This is a genomic window from Paracoccus sp. (in: a-proteobacteria), assembly GCF_035556475.1.
Classification (GTDB): Bacteria; Pseudomonadota; Alphaproteobacteria; order Rhodobacterales; family Rhodobacteraceae; genus Paracoccus.
Genome location: NZ_DATMFA010000092.1, coordinates 1 through 20,057, shown reverse-complemented (window position 1 = coordinate 20,057; position 20,057 = coordinate 1). Strand labels below are relative to the sequence as shown.

Below are 20,057 nucleotides of genomic sequence, written 5' to 3'. Positions count from 1 at the left end.
CGCGTTCCGACAACGCGCCAGGGCGTTGCAAGTTCGCAATCCGGCGCTACCTTCGCCAATATTCCGGCGAGAGCAGCGCCAGAAGCGCCAGCGTCTCGATCCGCCCGACGATCATCGCGCCGCCCAACACCGCCTTGGTCAGGCCGGGCAGTCCCGCCCAGCCCTGCCATGGCGCGCCCGCAACCCCGGCCGAACCAAGAAAGGTCGGGTTCAGCGGGATCACCCCGGCCAGCGGTCCGGTATTCGTCAAGGCAGCGATCGACAGGATCGTCGCGCTGTCGAACTCGATCTGCTGGAGCGAGATCAGCATGACGATTGCCGCAAGCGAGGTCGCGAAGAGCATGAAGAAGATGAAGGCCAGATAGGCGCCCTCGCGGCGCAACCTTCGCGCGATCAGCCCGCCACCGCCGACGGATGCGGGGTGGACGATCTTTTCCAGCTCGCGCTCGCTGTGGCGGGCAAGGGCATAGACCCGCAAAAGCTTGACCCCGCCCGCCGTGGTCGCGACCCCGCCGCCCATGATGGCAAGGCCCGCGAGCATCAGGCCCGGCGATGTCAGCCCCGACCAGTTCCGCGCCCCCTGCCAGGCGATCGAATTCCAGCCGGTCGTGGTCAGATAGCTCAGCGCGCTGAAAAGCCCGCCCCAGGCGGCCGAGACGGCGCTGCCGAAATCCTCAAACATCCCGCGCGCGCCCCCGGTCGAAACATCGAGCGCACCGATGAAATGGCGCAGGAACAGCACGACCGCGACGGCCCCGACCACGATCCCGGCAAGGCGCAGTTCCGGGTCGCCCGCCCAGCTCTCCGAGGCCCGCAACTCCGCCCCTCCGGGCCAGAAGCGGCGCGAGAGCGCGGGGATCAGGAACAGGAAGATCACGAACTCGCCGCCCAGGCCACTCGCCTGCGCGGCGGGGCCGTCGACCGGGCTGATGCCGCTGGTCGAAAGCGTGCCCATCGCATGGCAGAGCGCGACCAGCCCCGTCTCGCCAAAGATCATCAGCAAGGCCCACATGGCGAGCGTCAGCCCCAGATAGATCGGAAAGACCTCGCGGAACGAGCGGATGAACCGGCTCGCGGGATCCGCCATCTCGGTGCGAAACACCGGGGCCGAGAGATGCGTCACGACCCGGCGCCCGCCGGCCGAGCGCGGCAGCCGCTCGAAATGCTCGTCCCGGCCATAGGGCGATGCCAGGATCTCGAACCCGCCGACATGCAGCGGGGCCAGCAGCGCTACCGCCGCCACCAGCATGAACAGCCCGCCCATCCAGCCGACCATCGCCCGCCACAGATGCAAAGGCGCGGGCAGCAGGTCTGCGGCATAAAGCGTCGCCCCGGTGGTGGTCAGGCAGGAGATCATCTCCCACCAGGCGTTGAAGAAACCGGTATCGGGCACCGCCAACAGAAAGGGCACCGCCATCATCGCCGGCAGCAGCAGCATCGCCCCCAGCATGGTCAGAAGCACGCGGCGCGCAATCTCCGCCCGCGGCCGGTCCGCGGTCGCGATGCCGACAAGCGCGGTCAGGATCAGGAAGATACCCCCGCAACTCAGGAAGGCCGAGCCGAGGTGATGCTGGTCCAGCACATGCGCATAAAGCCCCGGCACGATCATGGCGAGCGAGACCGCCCCTGCCAGGATCACCATCAACGGCAGCCGCATCAGCACAGACATCGCCGCCGCCTCAGAAGAAGTCGATCGAGACCTGCAACAGGCGCTCGACCTCGGGGACGTCCTTGGCGAGGGCGAAGATCACCACCAGATCGCCCTCCTCGATGCGCAGGTCGCCCGAGGGCTTGACCACCCGATCTCCCTTCATCACCGCGCCCAGCAGCGCCCCTTCGGGAAACCCGACATCGCGCAGGGGCCGCCCGGCAATGGTCGAGGTCGAAAGCACCTGCGCCTCGATCACCTCGGCCTCGGCATCGCCGACGGAATAGATGTCGCGCACCCGCCCGTGCCGGATATGGCGCAGAATGGTCGAGACGGTGCTGGCACGCGGGTTGATGAAGGCGTCGATGTCCAAAGGCTCCATCAGCGACATCAGCGTCGGATCGTTGACGAGCGAGATCGCCAGCTTCGCGCCGGCCTGCTTGGCCCTGACGGCGGCAAGGATATTGGTCTTGTCGTCCTCGGTGACGGCAAGGACGGCACTCGCGCGCGCGACCGCCGCCTCCTCCAGCAACTCGGCCGAGAGGCCGTCGCCATTGAGGACGATGGTGCGGTTGAGCGAATCCGCTGCATCCTCGGCCCGCGCGCGGTCGCGCTCGATCACCTTGACGCGGATGCGCTCGGGCCTGGCCTCCAGCGCCTGCGCCACGGCCAGCCCGACATTGCCCGCGCCGATGATCAGCACGCTGTCCTGCTTGTCGGCCGGCTTGCCAAAGACCTCGAGCGTGCGGGGCACGTCCTCGGCAAGCGTGAAGACATAGATCTGATCGCCCTCGAAAAGCTGGTCCCCCGGCTCGGGCGCGAAAAGCTTGCCCTTGCGCCGGACGCCCGCGACGATGACGCTGAGGCTCGAGAACATCTCGTTCAACTGCCTGAGCGAAGTATTCAGGACCGGGCTGTCCGGCTCGAGCGAGATCCCGAGGAGCTGCAACCGCCCGTTCAGGAAGGTCTCGGCATCGAAGGTCGAAGGCGCCCAGAGCCGCTGCAACGCCGCCTGGGCCACCTCGCGTTCGGGGCTGATCACCACGTCGATCGGCAGGTGGTCGGTGCGGTAGAGATCGGACCAGATCGCATCGAGATAGGCCGAGGAGCGCAGCCGAGCGATCGTGCGCGGCACCTGAAAGACGGAATGCGCGACCTGGCACGTCACCATGTTGACCTCATCCGAATAGGTCGCGGCGATGATCAGGTCGGCATCCCTCGCGCCGGCGCGCTCCAGCACATCGGGATGACTCGCAAAGCCGGTGACGCCCTGCACGTCCAGCGCGTCGGTCGCGCGGCGGATCAGCTCGGCATTGGTGTCGATGATGGTGACGTCGTTGCGCTCTCCGGCCAGATGCCGCGCGACGTGCCAGCCAACCTGCCCTGCCCCGCAAATGATGATCTTCATCTCGGCCCCGGTTCATGCCCTTCGTGAAGCGCGATCCTAACGCGGCGAGCTTGCGACCGATACAGCGAAAACACCGGGGCAAAACCGGCCACCCGCAGCATCGGTGGAACCGCCGCATGAGTATTTGGGGAACGAAGAAGCCGTTAAGCGTCTCTTAGTCTTTCCCGATTAGCCTGCCCGGGCGGTACAGGCTGGAGAGCCGATGACCGCGAACGGAGAAGTCGCCCCGGTCATTTGGCCAAAACCTGTCCTGCCTGAACAGCGGGGGTGGCCGGGGCGCGCAGCTTCGGCTTCTTCGTTCCACAAATACTCAAAAAAGACGCAGCGACCCCCGCGCAGTTATTTCCCGATCAACTCCTCCTCGACCCGCATCCCGCCGACGACGCCCAGGGACTTGAGCTTGCGATGCAGGGCCGAGCGCTCCATGCCGACGAATTGCGCGGTGCGGCTGATATTGCCGCCGAAGCGGTTGATCTGCGCGATCAGGTATTCGCGCTCGAAAAGCTCGCGCGCCTCGCGCAGAGCGAGGCTGGTGATCTGCGGGCCGAGCGCCAGCGCATCGCCCGAGCCGTTGCTCGCCCCCTGACTTTCCAGTTCCGAGGGCAAGATCGGGCCCGCGCCGTCGCCGAGGATCAGCACGCGTTCGATCACGTTGCGGAGCTGGCGGATATTGCCGGGCCAGGACATGGCCTGCAGCGCCGCCAGCGTCTCCTCGGCCAGTTCGCGCTGGGGCAGGCCCTGATGGTTGTGGAACTGCTCGATGAAATGCTCGGCGAGGGTCAGGATGTCGTCGCGCCGCTCGGCCAGCGAGGGAACCGCGACCGGCACCACATTCAGGCGATCGAAGAGTTCCTGGCGGAAGCGGCCGGCGCCGATCTCGACGCCAAGGTCGCGATTGGTCGAGGAGATGACCCGCAGATCGACCCGGACCTTGTCGGTTCCGCCGGCGCGCTGGAACTGCTGTTCGGTCAGCACGCGCAGGATCTTGGTCTGGGTCCCGAGCGGCATGTCCGCGACCTCGTCGAAATAGACCACGCCGCCATGCGCCTGTTCGAGAAGGCCCGGCTCGACCCCGCGCTCGGCGGTTTCGCGGCCGAAAAGCACCTCCTCCATGCGCTCGGGTTCGATCGTGGCGCAGGGCACCGGGATGAAGGGCGCCCGGGCGCGCGGGCTGTGGGCGTGGATATAGCGCGCGGCCATTTCCTTGCCGGCCCCCGGCTCGCCCGAGAGCATGACCCGGCCGTTCGATTTCGACACCTTGTCGAGTTGCTCGCGCAGGCGGCGGAAGGCGGCGGAGTGGCCCAGCATCTCGGTCGCGCGTGCCTCGCCCCGGCGGAGCGTGCTGTTCTCGCGCCTCAGGCGCGCGGTTTCCATCGCGCGGCGGATCACCACCAGAAGCTGGTCGATGTTGAAGGGCTTCTCGATGAAGTCATAGGCGCCCTGCTTGATCGCGGCGACCGCGATCTCGATATTGCCATGCCCCGAGATGATCACCACGGGCACGTCGGGATTGTTGCGCTTGACCTGCTTCAGGATGTCGATCCCGTCCATCTTGCTGTCCTTCAGCCAGATGTCGAGGATCATCAGCGCGGGTTCGGCCAGGTTCAGTTCCGCGACTGCCTGATCCGAATTGGCGGCCAGACGGGTCGCGTAACCCTCGTCCCGCAGAATGTCCGAGATCAGTTCGCGAATGTCCTTTTCGTCGTCAACGATGAGAATGTCAGTCATTTCACGTGGTCCTGCTCTTGTTTCTGGCGCCGCGCCGTGAGGCGCACGGGCTGTCTTTCGCGGGGGAGCCTGATCTCGGCCATCGCGCCTTGATGGCCGGGGGCGTCCGTCAGGCTGAAACGGCCGCCATGCTCCTCCACGATCTTCTTGACGATGGGCAGCCCCAACCCGGTGCCGCCCTTCTTCATGGTCACATAGGGCTCGAAGAGCCGCGAGCGGTCCTCGGGCAGGCCGGGGCCGTTGTCGATGATGCGGATCGTCACCGCGTCGGGCGCGGCATCCATCTCGACATCGACCCTCGGCCGCCAGTCCGCGGGCGGATCGGCGCGCAATTCGTCCAGTGCCTCGCCTGCATTCTTCAAGAGGTTGGTAAAGACCTGCCGCATCATCCCGGCATCCGCATCGACGATCACCGGTTCCTCGGGGATGCGCGAGACGAGCGCGCCCTGCAGGGCGTCGCGCTGCATCAGCTCGCTGTCGCGCAACAGCTTCGCGAGATCGGTTTCCTTGCGGTCCGGCTCGGGCATCCGGGCAAAACGCGAGAATTCGTCGACGATCCGGCGCAGGTCGTTCGTCTGGCGGATGATGACCTCGGTATATTGCTCAAGCACCTCGCGGTCCTCGCCGGCGATCGGGGCGAATTTGCGCTTGAGCCGCTCGGCCGAAAGCTGGATCGGGGTCAGGGGGTTCTTGATCTCATGCGCGACGCGGCGCGCGACATCGCCCCATGCCGCCATGCGCTGCGCCGAGACGAGGTCGGTCACGTCATCAAGCGCCACGACATAGCCTTCCAGCCCGCCGGCCGCGCCGCGGCGGATCGCCATGCGGACCAGCAGGCTCTCGACCCGGCCGTCGCGGTTCAGGCGGATCTCGTCCTGCACGCTTTCATTGACCGATTGAGCGAGCTTTTCGAACAGCGGCGCGAATTCCGGCACCGCCTCGGACAGCAGCCGGTCATGCGCATTCATCGGGTCAAGCCCGAGAAGCCGGCTGGCCGAGCGGTTCAGGAAGTCGATCTCGCCCGCCGCATCAAGCCCGATCACCCCGGCCGTGACCGAGGAGAGGACCGAGTCGAAAAGCCGCCGCTGGTCATCGGCCGCGCGATAGCTCTCGACCAGTTCCTCGCGCTGCGTCTTGAGCTGGCGGGTCATGCGGTTGAAGCTTTGCCCGAGGGTCTGGATCTCGTCCCCGGTATCGGGCTCGGGGATCTGGAGGTCGAGATTGCCCTTGCCGACCTGCTCGGATGCCTCGGCCAGCCGTCCGATCGGGCGCGAAAGCCGGTCGGCGAACCACAGGCCCAGCCACATCGCCCCGGCGATCAGCAGCAGCGCGAAGCCGAGATAGAAGAGCGAGAAGTTCAGCAGCACCCGCCCGCGCTCCTGCTCGAGCAACTGGTATTCGCCGACGCTCTGCCTTGTCTCGTCCAGCAGGCCCAGAAGCTTCCCGTCCACGTCGCGGGTGACATAGAGATAGCGGTCCGCGAGCGGCGTCAGCGGGACGAGGGCGCGAAATTCGTTGTTCTGCCAGTCCTGGATCAGCACGAGGCCCTGCGCCTGCGCCTCGTCGAATTCCTGCGGCGAGGGCTGTTCATACCAGAACTGATAGCTGCGCTCGCCCCGCGCGCGGATGGTGCCGCGGCCGTCGACCACATAGGCCTCGCGCAGGCCGCGCTGGATCAGCGCCTGCCCCTGCCCCAGAAGCAGCCGCAGCTGCCCGTCATCCAGCATCGGGTTCTGACGCGCCGCCTGCGTCAACGCACCGGCCAGCAGCTTCGCGTCATTGGTGAGGTCGCGCCGGTGTTCGTCCTGATAGGCCTCGGCGGCAGAGAGCGAACTGCTGACCACCTGCTGGACCCGGCTGGAGAACCAGCCTTCGAGGCCGATGCTGACGGTCAGGCCCGCAAAGAGCGCGACAAGCACCGTCGGGACCAGCGCCACGGTCGCGAATACGCCGACAAGGCGCATATGCAGACGCGAGCCCGCCGCCGAATTGCGCCGCTCGGCCACGATCCGGGTCATGCGGGCGGCGACAAGGCCGGTCAGCAGGATGACATAGATGAGGTCGGCCAGCAGCACGAGCCGGAGCAGCGTTCCGCCCGGAACGACATGCGCAAACGGCCCCATGACCGCAAAGGTCAGTGCGGCGAGGAGCGGACCGAGAACGGCAAGGCCGAGCGTGGAGACATTCCTGACAAGGCGCTTGCGCCGCAATCTTGCGACGCGTTCCCATGTGCCCCTGGAGAGCGTTCCGGCCACCTGCCAACCTCACGGCTTCGTCGCTGTATCGCGACTGTTCTGTGGCCGCTGCGCGACTCCGGCACGGCCATCTGTGGCCGTTTTACATCAGCTTGCGGCGCCGTGTCACCTCGATATTCAGGTCTGTCAGCTTCTTGCGCAGCGTATTGCGGTTGATTCCCAGTAAATCGGCACATCTGAGCTGATTTCCGCCGGTCGCGTCCAGCGCGATCTCCAGCAGGGGCTTCTCGATCTCGCGCAGGATGCGGTCGTATAGGCCGGGCGGCGGGAGCTGGTCGCCGTGAAGGTCGAAATAGCGTTGCAGGTGCATCTCGACCGATTGGGCAAGGCGGGCATTGCTGGCCTCGGCCACCGGCGCGGCCGGAATGCCCGGCGCGGGGCTGTTTGCCGCAGGGGCCGCAGCGGCCGCCACCGGGCGGGTCATCGGGATCGGCGCCGCGGCGGCCATGCCCGCCCCCGGCGGCATCGGCATCGACTCGGAGAGGGCGGTCCGCGTCTCGGCCTCGGTGATCTCGGCCCCGGCGGCGGTCAAGGCAAGGCGGCGCATCAGGTTCTCAAGCTCGCGCACATTGCCGGGGAAGGCATAGGAGCGCACCAGCGCCGTCGCCCCCTCGGAGAGCGCGCGCTGCGGCAGGCCTTGCGACGCGGCGCGCGCCAGCAGGTGGCGGGCCAGCGGCGGAATGTCATCGACGCGCGAGCGCAGCGGCGGCACGGTGACCGTCACCCCCGCCAGCCGGTAATAAAGGTCGGCGCGCAGCAGGCCAGCGGCCACGTCCGCCTGCGGCTCCGGCCCGGTGGTCGAGACGAGGCGCGGCATCTGGTTGCGGCCGGGACCGGCCTCCCACGCCTCGATCAGCCCGATCAGCCGGGCCTGCGCGGCGGCGCCGAAACTGGCCGGATCCTCGATCAGCAACGTCCCGCCGCTCGCCCTTTCGCTGGCGCGGTGGATCGCCTCCTCGGAGAGATCGGCCGAGGTCAGGACGGCAAGCCCCGCCTCGCGCCGGTCCGAGAGGTCGTGGAAGGACCGCGCCACCACGGTCTTGCCCACCCCCGCCTCGCCCGCGATCATCACCGGCAGGTCGGCATTCAGGACGCGGGCGACCATGCGAAACAGGTTCTGCATCGCGGGCGCGTGGCCGATCAGCGGCAGCGTCGGATCGGCCCCCGTCTCGGGCGAGGGGGTCGCCACCGGCGCCGCATCGGACTTGCGGGCGCGGCGCGACAAAGCCTGACCCGCGCGCAGCATCAGGTCGGGCAGGTCGAAGGGCTTGGGCAGATAGTCGAAGGCCGCGGCTTCGGTCGCGCGGATCGCGGTCACGATGGTATTCTGCGCCGAGATCACGATCACCGGCAGGTCGGGCCGCGCCTTGCGGATCGCCGGGATCATGTCGATGCCGTTGCCATCGGGCATCATCACATCGGTGATGACCAGATCGCCCCGCCCCTCCTCGACCCAGCGTTGAAGCTGCGCGAGCGAGCCGGTGGCATGGACCCGGCAGCCGGCGCGGGTCAGGGCCTGGGTCAAAACGGTGCGGATGGTGCGGTCGTCATCAGCGATCAGAACGGTGCCGTCCATGGGGAACCTCAGGCTTTGGGAAGGGAGATGCGGAAAACGGTGCGACCGGGCCGGGACTCGAGATTGATCCAGGCCCCGTGGTCGGTGATGATCTTCGAGACCAGCGCCAGGCCCAGCCCGGTGCCGTTCTCGCGCCCCGAGACGAAGGGCTCGAACACCTCGTCGGCGATGGCTTCGGGGATGCCGGGGCCGTCATCCTCGATCTCGACCTGAAGGGGCAGGCTGCGGCCCTGCGGCTCGGCCTCGGTTGGCGCAAGGCGCAGGGTGCCGTCATAGAAGCTGCGGATGCGGATGGTCCCGGTCTCGCGCCCGTCGCGGTGGATCGCCTCGGCGGCGTTCTTGACGAGGTTCAGGCAGACCTGCACGAGCTGGTCGTTATCGGCCAGCGCGGTCGGCAGCGAGGGGTCGTAATCGGGCACGATCTTCAGCCCCTTGCCGAAGCCCACCATGGCCGAGCGGCGCACCCGCTCCAGCACGTCATGGATGTTCACTTCGGTCAGCTTGGGGGCCGAGGTGTCGCCGAAACGCTCGACCTGATCCAGCAATTCGACGATGCGGCGCGATTCCACGACGATCAGGTCGGCAAGATCGCGATCCTCGGGCGCAAGGCTCATCCCGATCAGCTGCGCGGCGCCCCGGATGCCGGCCAGTGGATTCTTGATCTCATGCGCCAGCATCTCGGACATGCCGATGGCCGAGCGCGCGGCCGAGCGCACCGCCCGCCCCTGCCCCAGCCGGGTCGAGCCGTCATTGGGCGCGATCAGCATCACGATGCCGCCCTCGGGGCTGGGCACCGGCCCGGCATGGATGGTGGCGACGCGGTCGGCATGGCCGCCCACGCGGTCGCCGATCTCGAAGCGCACGCCCGAGCGGTTCAGCGCCTCATGCCCCTCGCGCACGCGGTCGAGGATCTCGGCCACCGGCGGCACGATCCGAAGGCGCTTTTGCATGTCAGGCCCTTCCAGCGCGACACCCATGGCCGAGCGGCGCGAGACGTTCAGGAAGGCTTCGGCAAGGTCGTTCATGCCGGCGACCCGCCCTTCCCGGTCAAGGATCACCGCCGGCAAGGGCAGCGCGGACCAGTTCGGCCCCACCTCGGCCGGGACGAAGGCCCCCTGTGGCTCGCCATTCCCGGTCGCCGTTCTGCTGCCCGTCGACCCGATGCGGAACCTCATTCACCTTGCTCCGATATCTGCAATGCCGCCGCATCGGTGAAACCGGCGCGGATCGCCGCCAGCGCGGCCTCGGGCGAGGGTGCGCGCAAAAGCTCGGCCCGGTTCGGCGCGCCATTCGCCTCGGCATACCAGCCAAGGTGCTTGCGCGAGACGCGCAGGCCCAGTTCCGTGCCGTAAAGCGACAGGATGTCCTCGTAATGCTCGGCCACCGCATCGGCCAGAGCCGCGCCGCGCGGCACGACCGGCGCGGGCGTCCCCCACAACTCATGCGCGATCAGGGCCAGTTTCCACGGCGCGCCCTGCGCGCCCCTCCCGACCATGACCGCATCGGCGCCTGACTGCGCCAGCGCGAGCCGCGCCGAGGCCGCATCGACCACATCGCCATTCGCGACCAGCGGCGGGCGGCCAGGCAGGTTCGCGACCTTCCTGATGCGGTGCCAATCAGCCTTGCCGGTATAGAACTGCGCGCGCGTCCGGCCATGGACGGTCAGCATCCTGATCCCGGCGGCGGCGGCGCGGGCGGCAAGCTCGGGCGCGTTCAGGCAATCCTCGTCCCAGCCAAGGCGCATCTTCAGCGTCACCGGCAGGTCCGGGACCGCGCCCACCACCGCCTCGACCAGTTCCAGCGCGTGGTCGAGGTCGCGCATCAAGGCCGCGCCCGACAGGCCGCCCGTAACCTTCTTGGCCGGGCAGCCCATGTTGATGTCGATGATCCGCGCGCCCATCCCGGCGACGATGCGCGCGGTCTCGGCCATTGCCGCGGCCTCGCGGCCGGCGATCTGGACGCTGACCGGCAGCACCCCCTCGGTCATCGCTTTGGCGCGGACGGCCATCCGGGTCGAGGGGCGCGGCGTCACCATCTCGGTCGAGGCGACCATCTCGCTGACCATCAGCCCCGCCCCACCGTGGCGCGCAACCGCGCGGCGAAACGGCAGATCGGTGATGCCCGCCATGGGCGCCAGAAAGACGGGCGGGCCAAGCGGCAGATCTCCGAGAAGGATCGGGTCGGGCAGGTTCATGGGCAACTCGTATGACGCGGGACGGATATGCGAAAGAATAGGGCGACTGCCTTTTCGACGGGCTTCCGCGTTCCGCCCGCTTTTGCTTAATTTAACGGCTCAGTGATCAATTATCGCGCAGAAACCGTCCCGTCAAATGTCGCGGCGCTGCCGGGCCGCCGTCGCAGCCATACTGGAAGGAAGCGTCCCGAGGCGCTAACTGAAAGACAGCCAGAGCCGGAAGGGGTCGCGCGATGTTTCTGTCTGTCTTCGACATCTTCAAGATCGGGGTCGGGCCGTCCTCGTCGCATACGATGGGGCCGATGGTGGCGGGCGGACGCTTTCTCGACGCGCTGCGCCGCCAGCCTTTCCGCGCCCACGGCCTTCGGGCCAGCCTGCATGGCAGCCTCGCCTTTACCGGCAAGGGCCATGCGACCGACCGCGCCACCATCCTCGGACTGGCGGGTTTTCTGCCCGAGACGCTGGATGCCGAGCGGGCCGAGGCGACGCTGGCCCTGAACCGCGAGACGCGCCGCCTTGCCCCCGAAGGTCTGGGCGACATGGCCTTCGACCCCGAGCGCGATCTGGTCTTCGACTTCGACCACCCGCTGCCGGGCCATGCCAATGGCATGATCCTGATGGCCACCGATGCCGAGGGCGACGTCATCTTCCGCGAGGTCTATTACTCCATCGGCGGCGGCTTCGTCCTGACCGAGGCCGAGCTTGCCGCGCGTGGCGACGAAAGCCGCAGCGACGACGCGCCGCGCGTCCCCTTTCCCTTCGCGAAAGCGGATGAAATGCTGGAGATGGCCGAAAAATCAGGCAAGAGCATCGCCCGCATGAAGCGCGAGAACGAGCGCGTCCACAGGACCGATGCCGAGATTTCGGCAGGAATCGCCCGGATCTGGCAGGTGATGCGCGACTGCATGGACCGCGGCCTCTCGACCGGCGGCACGCTGCCCGGCGGGCTGTCGATCCGGCGCCGCGCGGCGGGGATCCATGCCGCCCTGCTGGCCGAGCGCGGCATGAACCTGACCGCGCCCCATGTCATCAACGACTGGATGTCGGCCTATGCCATGGCCGTGAACGAGGAAAACGCCGCCGGAGGACAGGTCGTCACCGCGCCGACCAATGGCGCGGCGGGCGTGGTGCCGGCGGTGATCCGCTATTGGCTCGACCATGTTCCCGGCGCGTCCGAGCGCCAGCTTGACGAGTTTCTGCTGACCGCCGCCGCGATCGGCGGGCTGGTCAAGCACAATGCCTCGATCTCGGGGGCGGAATGCGGCTGTCAGGCCGAGGTCGGCTCGGCCAGCGCCATGGCGGCGGCGGGGCTTTGCGCCGTCCTCGGCGGCACGCCCGGTCAGGTCGAGAACGCGGCCGAAATCGCGCTGGAGCACCACCTCGGCATGACCTGCGACCCGGTGCGCGGGCTGGTGCAGGTGCCCTGCATCGAAAGAAACGGGCTTGGCGCGATCAAGGCGGTCTCGGCGGCCAGCCTCGCGCTGCGCGGCGACGGCAAGCATTTCGTTCCCCTCGATGCCGCGATCGAGACCATGCGCCAGACCGGTCAGGACATGAGCGAGAAATACAAGGAAACCTCGCTGGGCGGCCTTGCCGTCAATGTCCCGAACTGCTGAAGTCACATTTCGCGCGAAACTTTGCGCAGGAAGGCACGGCGCGGGCCTTGCCCGGCTCAGGACTCTTGCCGAAATCAGGGGGTTCCTGTAGCCATTGGAATAACAAAACTCCAAGGAACCGGGACAGAGCAGATGAATTTCCGTTCGGCTTTTGCCGTGCTGTCGATGACGGTAGCCGTGACCGCTTGTGGCGAGCTGCCCTTCCAGAAATCAGCGACCGAAGAACCGGCCGGCCATTCCGGCCCTCCCGGCGTCTCGCCGCTTGACCAGCCGATCGAGACCGGGGCCGATGGCGTCGCCGTCGCCACGGGCGAGGCGAGCACGATGAATACCGCGATGTTCCGCGCCTCGGGCGCCGGCTGGACCGTCACCGCCGGGGACAAGCGCGCCGTCCTCGAACGCTCGGGGGCGAAATCGACCGCCGTGACCGTGCGCCGGATGACCTATGCCCGCGGGGTCGAATTCGTCGGCACGATGAACGGCTCGGTCTTTTCGCTGAACGTGCAGGCCGCGGAATGCAAGGCGGGCGACCAGCGCACGCCCTTCACCGCCAAGCTGCGGCTTGGCAGCCAGAACCTGAGCGGCTGCGCGGTGGCGACCGACACCATGCCCAAGGCGCAGGTGACGGCCTCCTCGGCCGCGCCGAAGCCCAAGACGGCGGCGAAGCCCGCAGCACCGGCGGCGAAGCCCGCCGAACCGGCAGCGGCAGCGACGACCCCGGCCGCGGACACCGTGACGACGCCCGCCACGACCCCGGCGACCACGACCCCGGCGGTCACCGAACCGGCCAACCCCGCACCCGCGACGACGGCCCCCGCGCCTGCGACGACCGCGCCCGCAACCCCCGCTCCGACGACCAGCCCGGCCCCGGCCGAGACGCCGGCCGCCCCGGCGGCAAGCGAGCCTGCGGCGACGACCGGCACCCACGCCGTCCCCGCGCCCGAACTTGTTCTGCCGCCGACGCCGCCCGCCCCGAGCGAGTAAGCCATCGCCGGACCGGCGCGCGACGTGCCGGTCCTGACGCCCGCAGGCCAGCGCCGCGGGTAGCCATCTGAGAGGACACGCCGATGCGCGCCCATTCGACTCTAACCCGCCGGTTGCTGGCCTCGACGCTGCCCGCGGCCCTGCTTCTCGGCCTCGGCGCATCCGCTGCCTCAGCCGACCCGCTGATCGGCAACAAGCTGAACGGCCGCGGCCTGCCCGGCGGGATCGACACCCCTTCGGCCGAGATGCTGCCCGACGCGACGCTTGGCGCGACGCTGAGCTATTCCGATCTTGGCCGCCGCAATACGCTGGTCTTCCAGATCCTGCCGCGACTGACCGCCTCGCTGAGCTATGGCCGCTTCGACAGTCTCGAGGAAAGCCGGGGCTATGTCTGGGACCGCAGCTTCGACCTGCGCTATCAGTTCCTGGACGAGGATCCCGACGGCTGGCGCCCGGCCGTGGCCATCGGCCTGCAGGACTTCATGGGCACGGGCTTCTACAGCGCCGAATACATCGTCGCGACCAAGACCATCAACCCGCGCCTGCGGGTCAGCGCCGGTCTTGGCTGGGGACGGCTGGCGCAATCGGGCGGCATCGGCAGCCCCTTCGGCGACCGCCCCGGCCCGGATGAGGAAGAAGGCGGCAAGCCGAATGCCGACCAATGGTTCAAGGGCGAAGTCGCGCCCTTCATCAACGCCACCTGGCAGGCGACCGACAAGCTGGCGCTGACGGCGGAATATTCCGGCGACGATTATGCCTGCGAGACCGGCGACGCCGACAAATGCGAGCGTCGTGTCTGGCTCAGCGACCATGATGAGCTGAAGAACAACATCAACCTCGGCGCCAGCTACAATTTCGGCCAGAACTACCAGGTCTCCGGCTACCTTCTGGGCGGCCAGACGCTGGGCGTGCAGTTCAGCGTGGCCATGGGTCCGAACCAGGCGCCGTTCCCCTCGGGGATCGAGAAGGCGCCGGCGCCGGTCCGGCCGCGCCCCTCGCCCGCCGCCGATCCCGAAGGCTGGTCGGGCGCATGGTCGGCCGATCCGACCGCGCAGCCCGCGATCCAGAAGGCGCTGCAAACGGCGCTGAACAAGGAAGGCCAGACGCTCGAGTCGATGGCGCTCGACGCCAACCGCGCCGAGGTCCGCATCCGCAACCGCCGCTATATGCAACATGCCGAGGCGATTGGCCGCACGGCGCGCCTGATGACGCGGGCGCTGCCGCCCTCGGTCGAAACCATGGTCATCACCTTCTCGGAGGACGGGCTGCCGACCACCTCGGTCACGCTGCGCCGTTCGGATGTCGAGCGGCTCGAGAATACCGAGGCGAGCCAGATCGCCAATGTCGCGGTCCTGAGCGATGCCGTGCCGCGGCCGGGCAACCTGACCTATTCCGAAGGCATGTTCCCGCGCTTCCGCTGGGTGCTGAAGCCTTACGCCTCGACCTCCCTCTTCGACCCGGACGAGCCCTTCCGCTATGAGATCGGCGCCGAGGCGGGGGTGGAATACGAGCCGACCCCCGGCCTCGTCCTTGCCGGCAGCCTGCGCCAGCGCGTCCTCGGCAGCATGGAGCAGGACGGCCCCGGCGGCATGACGCCCGAGGAATACGAGGATCTGGATACCGATTACGATGAGGAGACCGGCGTGCCGCGCGTGCGCTCGGACGGCCGGATGTATTCCGGCAACAAGAGTCCGACCATCCCGCGCCTGACGCTGGCCTGGTATGCCAAGGCGACGCCCACGGTCTATACCCGCATCACCGGCGGCCTGATCGAACGCGCCTTCGGCGGCATCTCGGCAGAGGCGCTGTGGTGGCCCACCAACTCGCCCCTCGCACTCGGGGCCGAGATCAGCCGGGTGAAGAAGCGCGACTTCCGCGACGTCTTCGGCTTCCGCGACTATGAGGTCACGACCGGCTTCGTGTCGGCCTATTACACCTGGGACAACGGCATTCGCGCCCAGCTTGACGTCGGGCAATATCTGGCCGGCGACAAGGGTGCGACGCTCACGCTGGAACGCCAGTTCGCCAATGGCTGGCGCGTCGGCGCCTGGGCCAGCAAGACCGACATCAGCTCGGAGGACTTCGGCGAGGGATCGTTCGACAAGGGCGTGAGCATCTCGATCCCGCTGGCCTGGGGCACGGGCGAGCCCTCGATGCGCCGCGTCGGTGGCGATATCCGCTCGCTCTCGCGCGATGGCGGCAGCAAGCTGCGCGTGCAGGACCGGCTCTATGACAGAATCCGCGACAGCCAGTCCGGGGAAATTTACCAAGGTTGGGGGAAATTCTGGCGATGACCGGGACCAAGATGCGTTTCATGCTGGCCGCCGCGACTCTCGCCATGCTCGGCGCCTGCGGCAATGTGGACAGCGAAGAGGGGTCGATCCCCGGCATGCTGGCCGAAGCCGCGCGACAGACCGTCGGGCAGCGCGACCGCGACGAGGTCACCGAGAAGGTCGATCCGAGCGAGATGGCCGCGACCGCGCTGCGCGTGAACAAGGGTCCGCTGATCCTCGTCGGGCTGGAAAGCAAGAACACCACGCAGGTTCTGGCCCTTGTCGGCCAGAATGCCGGCCAGCGCACCTACATGACCGCGAACGAGCAGGGGCTGATCCTGCGCGACGGAATGCTCGCCGGGACGCGCGGGCTGGGCGATGACCTCTCGGTGGCCGAGATGGCGCAATCCTCGGCGCTGATCCGCTCGGGTCAGGGCGGGCAGGCGCGGCGCGTCATGCGCTACTGGACGGGCGACGGGCTGGAAAGCCCGCTGACCCTCGACTGCACGGTAGGACGCGGCCCGAAGCCCGGCGTGATGATCGAGAGCTGCCGCAAGGGCGCGCTGGAGTTCCAGAACAACTATCTGGTTCAGGGCGGGCGGATCACCGTCTCTCGCCAATGGATCGGCCCGGATCTGGGCTATGTCACCATTCAGGAACTTCGCCCCTAAGATCGCCGGACATGAACGGAAAAGCCCGCCTTCTGGCGGGCTTTTTTCATGGCTCGGAAGGGTCTGCCCGGCCGCCGAGGGCCTGCGCCGGTCGTGTCAGGCATCCGCGGTAAATCGAAGAAGATACCCGTCGGGATCCAGCACAAGAAACTCCCGGCAGATCGACCAGCCGTCGCCGACACGGTAATGCTTCTCCTCCAGCGGCCGATAAAGCGGCCAGCCGGCCTCCGTCAGGCGCTGCACGAGAGGTTCGAGGCGATCCACCTGCATCTGCAGATTGATGCCCCGACCCAAAGGCCGCTCCAATGACGCGGTTTCCCACTCGCCATTCATTCTGCAAAGCATGATCTGTAACGGGCCACGTTGCAGATAGGCAAAGCCCGCCGCTTCGCGCCGGTAGGCGATCTCGAACCTGAGGACGTCGCACCAGAACGCGAGGCTCTGATCCAGATCGGTAACGCTGAGTTCGGGCACCATCGCCGCGAAGCCCGCGGACGGAGCCTCCCCGCGGGACTCCGTGCTGTTTCTGGCAATCTGATCCATGCGTTCTCTGGATACCTTAAAGGTATTTCCAGGGCAGATCCCGCTGACCGAGCCTGGGACAGGGACGCCCCCTCACACCACTACCCCCAAATGGAAATGGGCTGACCCTTAGGCCAGCCCATTAAGCAACCTTCCCTGAGGAAGATCAGTTGGTGTCGTCGTCGTCGTCGTCGTCATCCGAAGCGACAGCGGCGATAACGCCGAGCAGCAGCAGAGCCGGGACAACGAGGCCAGCGTTGGTCGACGCGGGCTTCTCGTCAACGACGACCGGCTCGACATCGACGACGGGGGCGACATAGCCGCCGGCAAGGGCCGACGATGCCGTCAGGCCAAGGGCCAAGGCAAAGGTAGCAACTTTGGTCATGATCATGCTCCGTTCAGTACTTTGAAGGCTGCCGTTTCCAGCAACATCGTTGCGACAGTCGCATATTGCCAATAGCTTGGAAAGCGGTCTTGAAGGACGTGGTTTCCATGGCAGATTCGACTGTTGCATATTAGCCAACACCTGTAGGTCTAGGCGGCAAGCTGCATGGCGGCTGGCCGGTTCCCGCCAATTCGGGAACCAGCACATGACAACATTATTTCCGATAAAAGACTAGAGACAAAGCATAAAACAGGGCTGAAATCGCAACTATCGACGGCCCTGCGGGGGTATCGAGCGCAAGACTGCTCCAAAGTCCGCCGAGAACCGCCAGAACTCCGATCAAAGTGGCGGAACCGGCCATCGTTTCGGGCGTTCTGGAGAGTCCACGGGCTGCCGCAGCCGGAATGATCAGCATGGCCGAGATCAGCAGCGCGCCCACGATCCGAATCGCGATCGCCACGACAATGGCCAGCGCAAGCGACAGGATCAGCCGCTCATGCGCGGGGTTGATGCCCGAGGCCATGGCCAGTTCCTCGTTGACCGAGGCCGTCACCAGCCGCTGCCAGCGCCAGACCAGCACCCCCAGCACGATTGCCGCCCCGCCCCAGATCCAGACCAGATCGGCGCGCGTCACCGCGAGGATATCGCCGAACAGGAAGGATTCGAGGTTCACCCGCAGTGAGGGCACGAAGCTTGCCGCCAGAAGCCCCAGCGCCAGCCCGGAATGGGCGATCACGCCAAGGACCGTATCCATCCCCTGCCCGCGCGCCGTCAGCCATGCGACCAGCAGCGCCATCGCCACCGCGACCGCGAGCGTGCCGACATAAAAGGGCAAGGCCAGCGCGAAGCTGAGCGCCACGCCAAGGATCGCGGCATGCGAGGTCGAGTCGCCGAAATAGGCCATCCGCCGCCAGACCACGAAACAGCCCAGCGTGCCGGTCGCCAGCACCAGACCCAGCCCCGCCAGCAGGGCCCGCACCAGAAAATCGTCAAGCATGGTCTATCCCCGCAGATGGTCGTGGCCATGGCCGCAATCCGGGCCGTGGACATGGGCATGGGAGTGACCATCCTGCGCGACCTGATCGTGGTCGTGGTCGTGATGGTGGCGGTAAAGCGCCAGCGTGCCCTGCGCCTCGGCCCCAAAGAGCGCCCGATAGGCCGGGGCGGCGCTGACCGCCTGCGGCGTCCCCTCGCAGCAGACATGGCCGTTGAGGCAGACCACCCGGTCCGAGGCGCGCATGACCACCAGAAGGTCGTGGCTGACCATCAGGATCGCGGCCCCGGTCTCGGCCCGGACCTCCTCGATCAGCTTGTAGAAGGCGACGATGCCGGGCTGGTCCAACCCCTGCGTCGGCTCGTCCAGCACCAGAAGCTGCGGGTGGTTCAGCAGCGCGCGAGCCAGCAGGACGCGCTGGAACTGCCCGCCGGACAGCGCCGCGATCTGGCGCCCCTCAAGCCCCGGCACGCCGGTCCGCTCCAAAACGCGCGCGGCCTCGGCATCGCTCACGCGGATCGGCAGCGACAGGAAGCGGCGGACGGTCATCGGCATCGCCCGCTCGATATGGACGCGCTGCGGCACATAGCCGATCCGCAACCCACCCAGCCGCTCGACCCGCCCCGAATCGAGAGCAATCTGGCCGAGAAGCGCGCGCACCAGCGTCGATTTGCCCGAACCGTTCGGGCCGACCACGGTGACGATCTCGGCCGGATCAATGTGCATGTCGACATGGGAAAGGACGGGCCGGTCGCTACCCGGATGGCCGACCGTCAGATCCCGCGCCGTGATCAGGGCCGCCCCGCTCATGCCACGCCTTCCCGCGCGCAGCGCCCGCAAAGGCCCAGAAGCTCGACCGTGCCGCGCTCGACCGTGAAGTCATGCGCGGCGCCAAGGCCGAGGATCGCTGCGTGCAATTCGGGGCTTTCGGCCTCGGCCACCTGCTCGCAGCCGCGGCAGATCAGGAAGGCCGGCGCATGGTCGCGCTTGTCCGAAAGGCAGGCGGCATAGGCGTTGAGGCGCCGCACGCGATGGGCAAAGCCCTGTTCGACCAGAAAATCCAGCGCGCGATAGGCGACCGGGGGCTGCTTGCCGAATCCCTCGGCCGCGAGGCGGTCCAGCACCTCATAGGCGCCCATGGCCTTGTGCGATTCCAGCAGGATCTCCAGCACGCGGCGGCGCACCGGGGTCAGGCGGACGCCGGCCTCCTGCGCCTGTTCCTCGGCGCGGCGCAGGACGGTCTCGGCGCAATGGGAGTGGTCATGGGTGTCGAAAGGATCGGCGGGACCGGGGGAATGCTTCGCCATGTTACATTATCACAATTCTACTTGACGCGTTACGGTATAACATAAATAAAAGTCACGTTTCCGCAAGAGAGCCCGCCATGACCCATCCCCTTCGCCCCACCCTCCTCGCCTCTGCCGCCGTGCTGGGGCTTGCCCTGCCTGTCCGCGCTGAAGTCCCGACCGTCGTTGCCGACATCCCGATCATCGGCGCGATGGTCGATCAGGTGATGGGCGATCTGGGCGCATCGGTCGTGCTGATGGATCAGGGCGGCGACCCGCACAGCTATCAGATGCGGCCGAGCCAGGCCCGCGCGCTGAACGGCGCGGGCCTGTTGATCTGGGTCGGACCGGAGCTTTCGCCTTGGCTTGCCCGCCCGGCGGCGGCATTGCCCCCCGAGGACAGCCTGCCCCTGCTGGCACAGCCCGAAACGCATCTGCGCGCCTATGCCGAGGCGGGAGGAGCGCATGACCACGACCACGAGCATGACCACGAGCACGACCACGAGCATGGCGAGGA

At 67.5% G+C, this 20,057-nt stretch carries 17 protein-coding genes; 5 read left to right on the top strand and 12 right to left on the bottom strand.

Annotation, left to right across the window (positions count from 1 at the left end; translation table 11 throughout):
• Window positions 1–46: 46 nt before the first annotated feature.
• The 7 genes from VNQ78_RS12065 to dusB all read right to left on the bottom strand — a co-directional run bounded on the left by VNQ78_RS12065 (window position 47) and on the right by dusB (window position 10,809).
• Entirely contained in the window at window positions 47–1,669 is a 1,623-nt protein-coding gene (locus tag VNQ78_RS12065) for a potassium transporter TrkG (protein ID WP_325690016.1), read from the bottom strand.
• A 10-nt stretch (window positions 1,670–1,679) separates the two neighbouring features.
• Window positions 1,680–3,056 (bottom strand): Trk system potassium transporter TrkA, encoded by a 1,377-nt coding sequence (gene trkA, locus VNQ78_RS12060; protein WP_325690014.1) that lies wholly within the window; start codon window positions 3,054–3,056, stop codon window positions 1,680–1,682.
• Between the two features lie 339 nt (window positions 3,057–3,395).
• Window positions 3,396–4,784, bottom strand: coding sequence for a sigma-54 dependent transcriptional regulator (locus VNQ78_RS12055; RefSeq protein ID WP_325690012.1), 1,389 nt, complete (start codon window positions 4,782–4,784; stop codon window positions 3,396–3,398).
• Window positions 4,781–7,039, bottom strand: coding sequence for a PAS domain-containing sensor histidine kinase (locus VNQ78_RS12050; RefSeq protein WP_325690010.1), 2,259 nt, complete (start codon window positions 7,037–7,039; stop codon window positions 4,781–4,783). The genes VNQ78_RS12055 and VNQ78_RS12050 overlap by 4 nt, the downstream gene beginning before the upstream one ends.
• 82 nt (window positions 7,040–7,121) lie before the next feature.
• A complete protein-coding gene (locus VNQ78_RS12045) occupies window positions 7,122–8,615 on the bottom strand; it encodes a response regulator (RefSeq protein ID WP_325690008.1) in 1,494 nt (497 codons plus the stop codon).
• Between the two features lie 8 nt (window positions 8,616–8,623).
• Complete coding sequence (locus tag VNQ78_RS12040) at window positions 8,624–9,790, bottom strand: two-component system sensor histidine kinase NtrB (RefSeq protein WP_325690006.1); 1,167 nt, start codon at window positions 9,788–9,790, stop codon at window positions 8,624–8,626.
• Window positions 9,787–10,809 (bottom strand): tRNA dihydrouridine synthase DusB, encoded by a 1,023-nt coding sequence (gene dusB, locus VNQ78_RS12035; protein WP_325690004.1) that lies wholly within the window; start codon window positions 10,807–10,809, stop codon window positions 9,787–9,789. Before dusB ends, VNQ78_RS12040 begins: the two co-directional genes overlap by 4 nt.
• Before the next feature lie 233 nt (window positions 10,810–11,042).
• On the opposite strand from dusB, the gene VNQ78_RS12030 reads away from it, so the two are divergent.
• The 4 genes from VNQ78_RS12030 (at window position 11,043) to VNQ78_RS12015 (ending at window position 16,353) form a co-directional block, all read left to right on the top strand.
• Entirely contained in the window at window positions 11,043–12,425 is a 1,383-nt protein-coding gene (locus tag VNQ78_RS12030; protein WP_325690001.1) for an L-serine ammonia-lyase, read from the top strand.
• 132 nt (window positions 12,426–12,557) lie between these two features.
• The gene (locus tag VNQ78_RS12025) at window positions 12,558–13,409 is read left to right on the top strand and encodes a hypothetical protein (protein ID WP_325689999.1); all 852 of its coding nucleotides are present in this window, start codon (window positions 12,558–12,560) and stop codon (window positions 13,407–13,409) included.
• An 83-nt stretch (window positions 13,410–13,492) separates the two neighbouring features.
• A complete protein-coding gene (locus tag VNQ78_RS12020) occupies window positions 13,493–15,703 on the top strand; it encodes a YjbH domain-containing protein (protein ID WP_325689997.1) in 2,211 nt (736 codons plus the stop codon).
• Complete coding sequence (locus VNQ78_RS12015; RefSeq protein WP_325689995.1) at window positions 15,700–16,353, top strand: YjbF family lipoprotein; 654 nt, start codon at window positions 15,700–15,702, stop codon at window positions 16,351–16,353. The genes VNQ78_RS12020 and VNQ78_RS12015 overlap by 4 nt, the downstream gene beginning before the upstream one ends.
• A 96-nt stretch (window positions 16,354–16,449) precedes the next feature.
• Here the strand turns inward: VNQ78_RS12015 and VNQ78_RS12010 are convergent, their stop codons facing one another.
• The 5 genes from VNQ78_RS12010 to VNQ78_RS11990 all read right to left on the bottom strand — a co-directional run bounded on the left by VNQ78_RS12010 (window position 16,450) and on the right by VNQ78_RS11990 (window position 19,561).
• Entirely contained in the window at window positions 16,450–16,896 is a 447-nt protein-coding gene (locus tag VNQ78_RS12010) for a VOC family protein (protein ID WP_325689993.1), read from the bottom strand.
• Between the two features lie 145 nt (window positions 16,897–17,041).
• Window positions 17,042–17,260 carry a hypothetical protein gene (locus VNQ78_RS12005; protein WP_414694062.1) on the bottom strand — a complete coding sequence of 73 codons (219 nt, stop codon included), beginning with the start codon at window positions 17,258–17,260 and terminating at the stop codon, window positions 17,042–17,044.
• A gap of 214 nt (window positions 17,261–17,474) precedes the next feature.
• Window positions 17,475–18,257 (bottom strand): metal ABC transporter permease, encoded by a 783-nt coding sequence (locus VNQ78_RS12000; protein WP_325689989.1) that lies wholly within the window; start codon window positions 18,255–18,257, stop codon window positions 17,475–17,477.
• A gap of 3 nt (window positions 18,258–18,260) precedes the next feature.
• A complete protein-coding gene (locus VNQ78_RS11995) occupies window positions 18,261–19,064 on the bottom strand; it encodes a metal ABC transporter ATP-binding protein (RefSeq protein WP_325689988.1) in 804 nt (267 codons plus the stop codon).
• Window positions 19,061–19,561 (bottom strand): Fur family transcriptional regulator, encoded by a 501-nt coding sequence (locus VNQ78_RS11990; protein ID WP_325689986.1) that lies wholly within the window; start codon window positions 19,559–19,561, stop codon window positions 19,061–19,063. Before VNQ78_RS11990 ends, VNQ78_RS11995 begins: the two co-directional genes overlap by 4 nt.
• Window positions 19,562–19,638: 77 nt before the next feature.
• Here VNQ78_RS11990 and VNQ78_RS11985 point away from each other — a divergent pair.
• The coding region (locus tag VNQ78_RS11985; RefSeq protein ID WP_325689984.1) for a metal ABC transporter substrate-binding protein at window positions 19,639–20,057 on the top strand (419 nt) is incomplete at its 3' end.

Excerpts from the sequence above, each read along its gene's own strand:
- trkA (WP_325690014.1), bottom strand. The coding sequence starts at position 3,056 with ATGAAGATCATCATTTGCGGGGCAGGGCAGGTTGGCTGGCACGTCGCG.
- VNQ78_RS12015 (WP_325689995.1), top strand. The coding sequence starts at position 15,700 with ATGACCGGGACCAAGATGCGTTTCATGCTGGCCGCCGCGACTCTCGCC.
- VNQ78_RS12045 (WP_325690008.1), bottom strand. The coding sequence starts at position 8,615 with ATGGACGGCACCGTTCTGATCGCTGATGACGACCGCACCATCCGCACC.
- VNQ78_RS12010 (WP_325689993.1), bottom strand. The coding sequence starts at position 16,896 with ATGGATCAGATTGCCAGAAACAGCACGGAGTCCCGCGGGGAGGCTCCG.
- VNQ78_RS12025 (WP_325689999.1), top strand. The coding sequence starts at position 12,558 with ATGAATTTCCGTTCGGCTTTTGCCGTGCTGTCGATGACGGTAGCCGTG.
- VNQ78_RS12000 (WP_325689989.1), bottom strand. The coding sequence starts at position 18,257 with ATGCTTGACGATTTTCTGGTGCGGGCCCTGCTGGCGGGGCTGGGTCTG.
- VNQ78_RS12005 (WP_414694062.1), bottom strand. The coding sequence starts at position 17,260 with ATGACCAAAGTTGCTACCTTTGCCTTGGCCCTTGGCCTGACGGCATCG.
- VNQ78_RS12055 (WP_325690012.1), bottom strand. The coding sequence starts at position 4,784 with ATGACTGACATTCTCATCGTTGACGACGAAAAGGACATTCGCGAACTG.
- VNQ78_RS11995 (WP_325689988.1), bottom strand. The coding sequence starts at position 19,064 with ATGAGCGGGGCGGCCCTGATCACGGCGCGGGATCTGACGGTCGGCCAT.
- VNQ78_RS12040 (WP_325690006.1), bottom strand. The coding sequence starts at position 9,790 with ATGAGGTTCCGCATCGGGTCGACGGGCAGCAGAACGGCGACCGGGAAT.
- VNQ78_RS12030 (WP_325690001.1), top strand. The coding sequence starts at position 11,043 with ATGTTTCTGTCTGTCTTCGACATCTTCAAGATCGGGGTCGGGCCGTCC.
- VNQ78_RS12065 (WP_325690016.1), bottom strand. The coding sequence starts at position 1,669 with ATGTCTGTGCTGATGCGGCTGCCGTTGATGGTGATCCTGGCAGGGGCG.
- VNQ78_RS11990 (WP_325689986.1), bottom strand. The coding sequence starts at position 19,561 with ATGGCGAAGCATTCCCCCGGTCCCGCCGATCCTTTCGACACCCATGAC.
- dusB (WP_325690004.1), bottom strand. The coding sequence starts at position 10,809 with ATGAACCTGCCCGACCCGATCCTTCTCGGAGATCTGCCGCTTGGCCCG.
- VNQ78_RS12020 (WP_325689997.1), top strand. The coding sequence starts at position 13,493 with ATGCGCGCCCATTCGACTCTAACCCGCCGGTTGCTGGCCTCGACGCTG.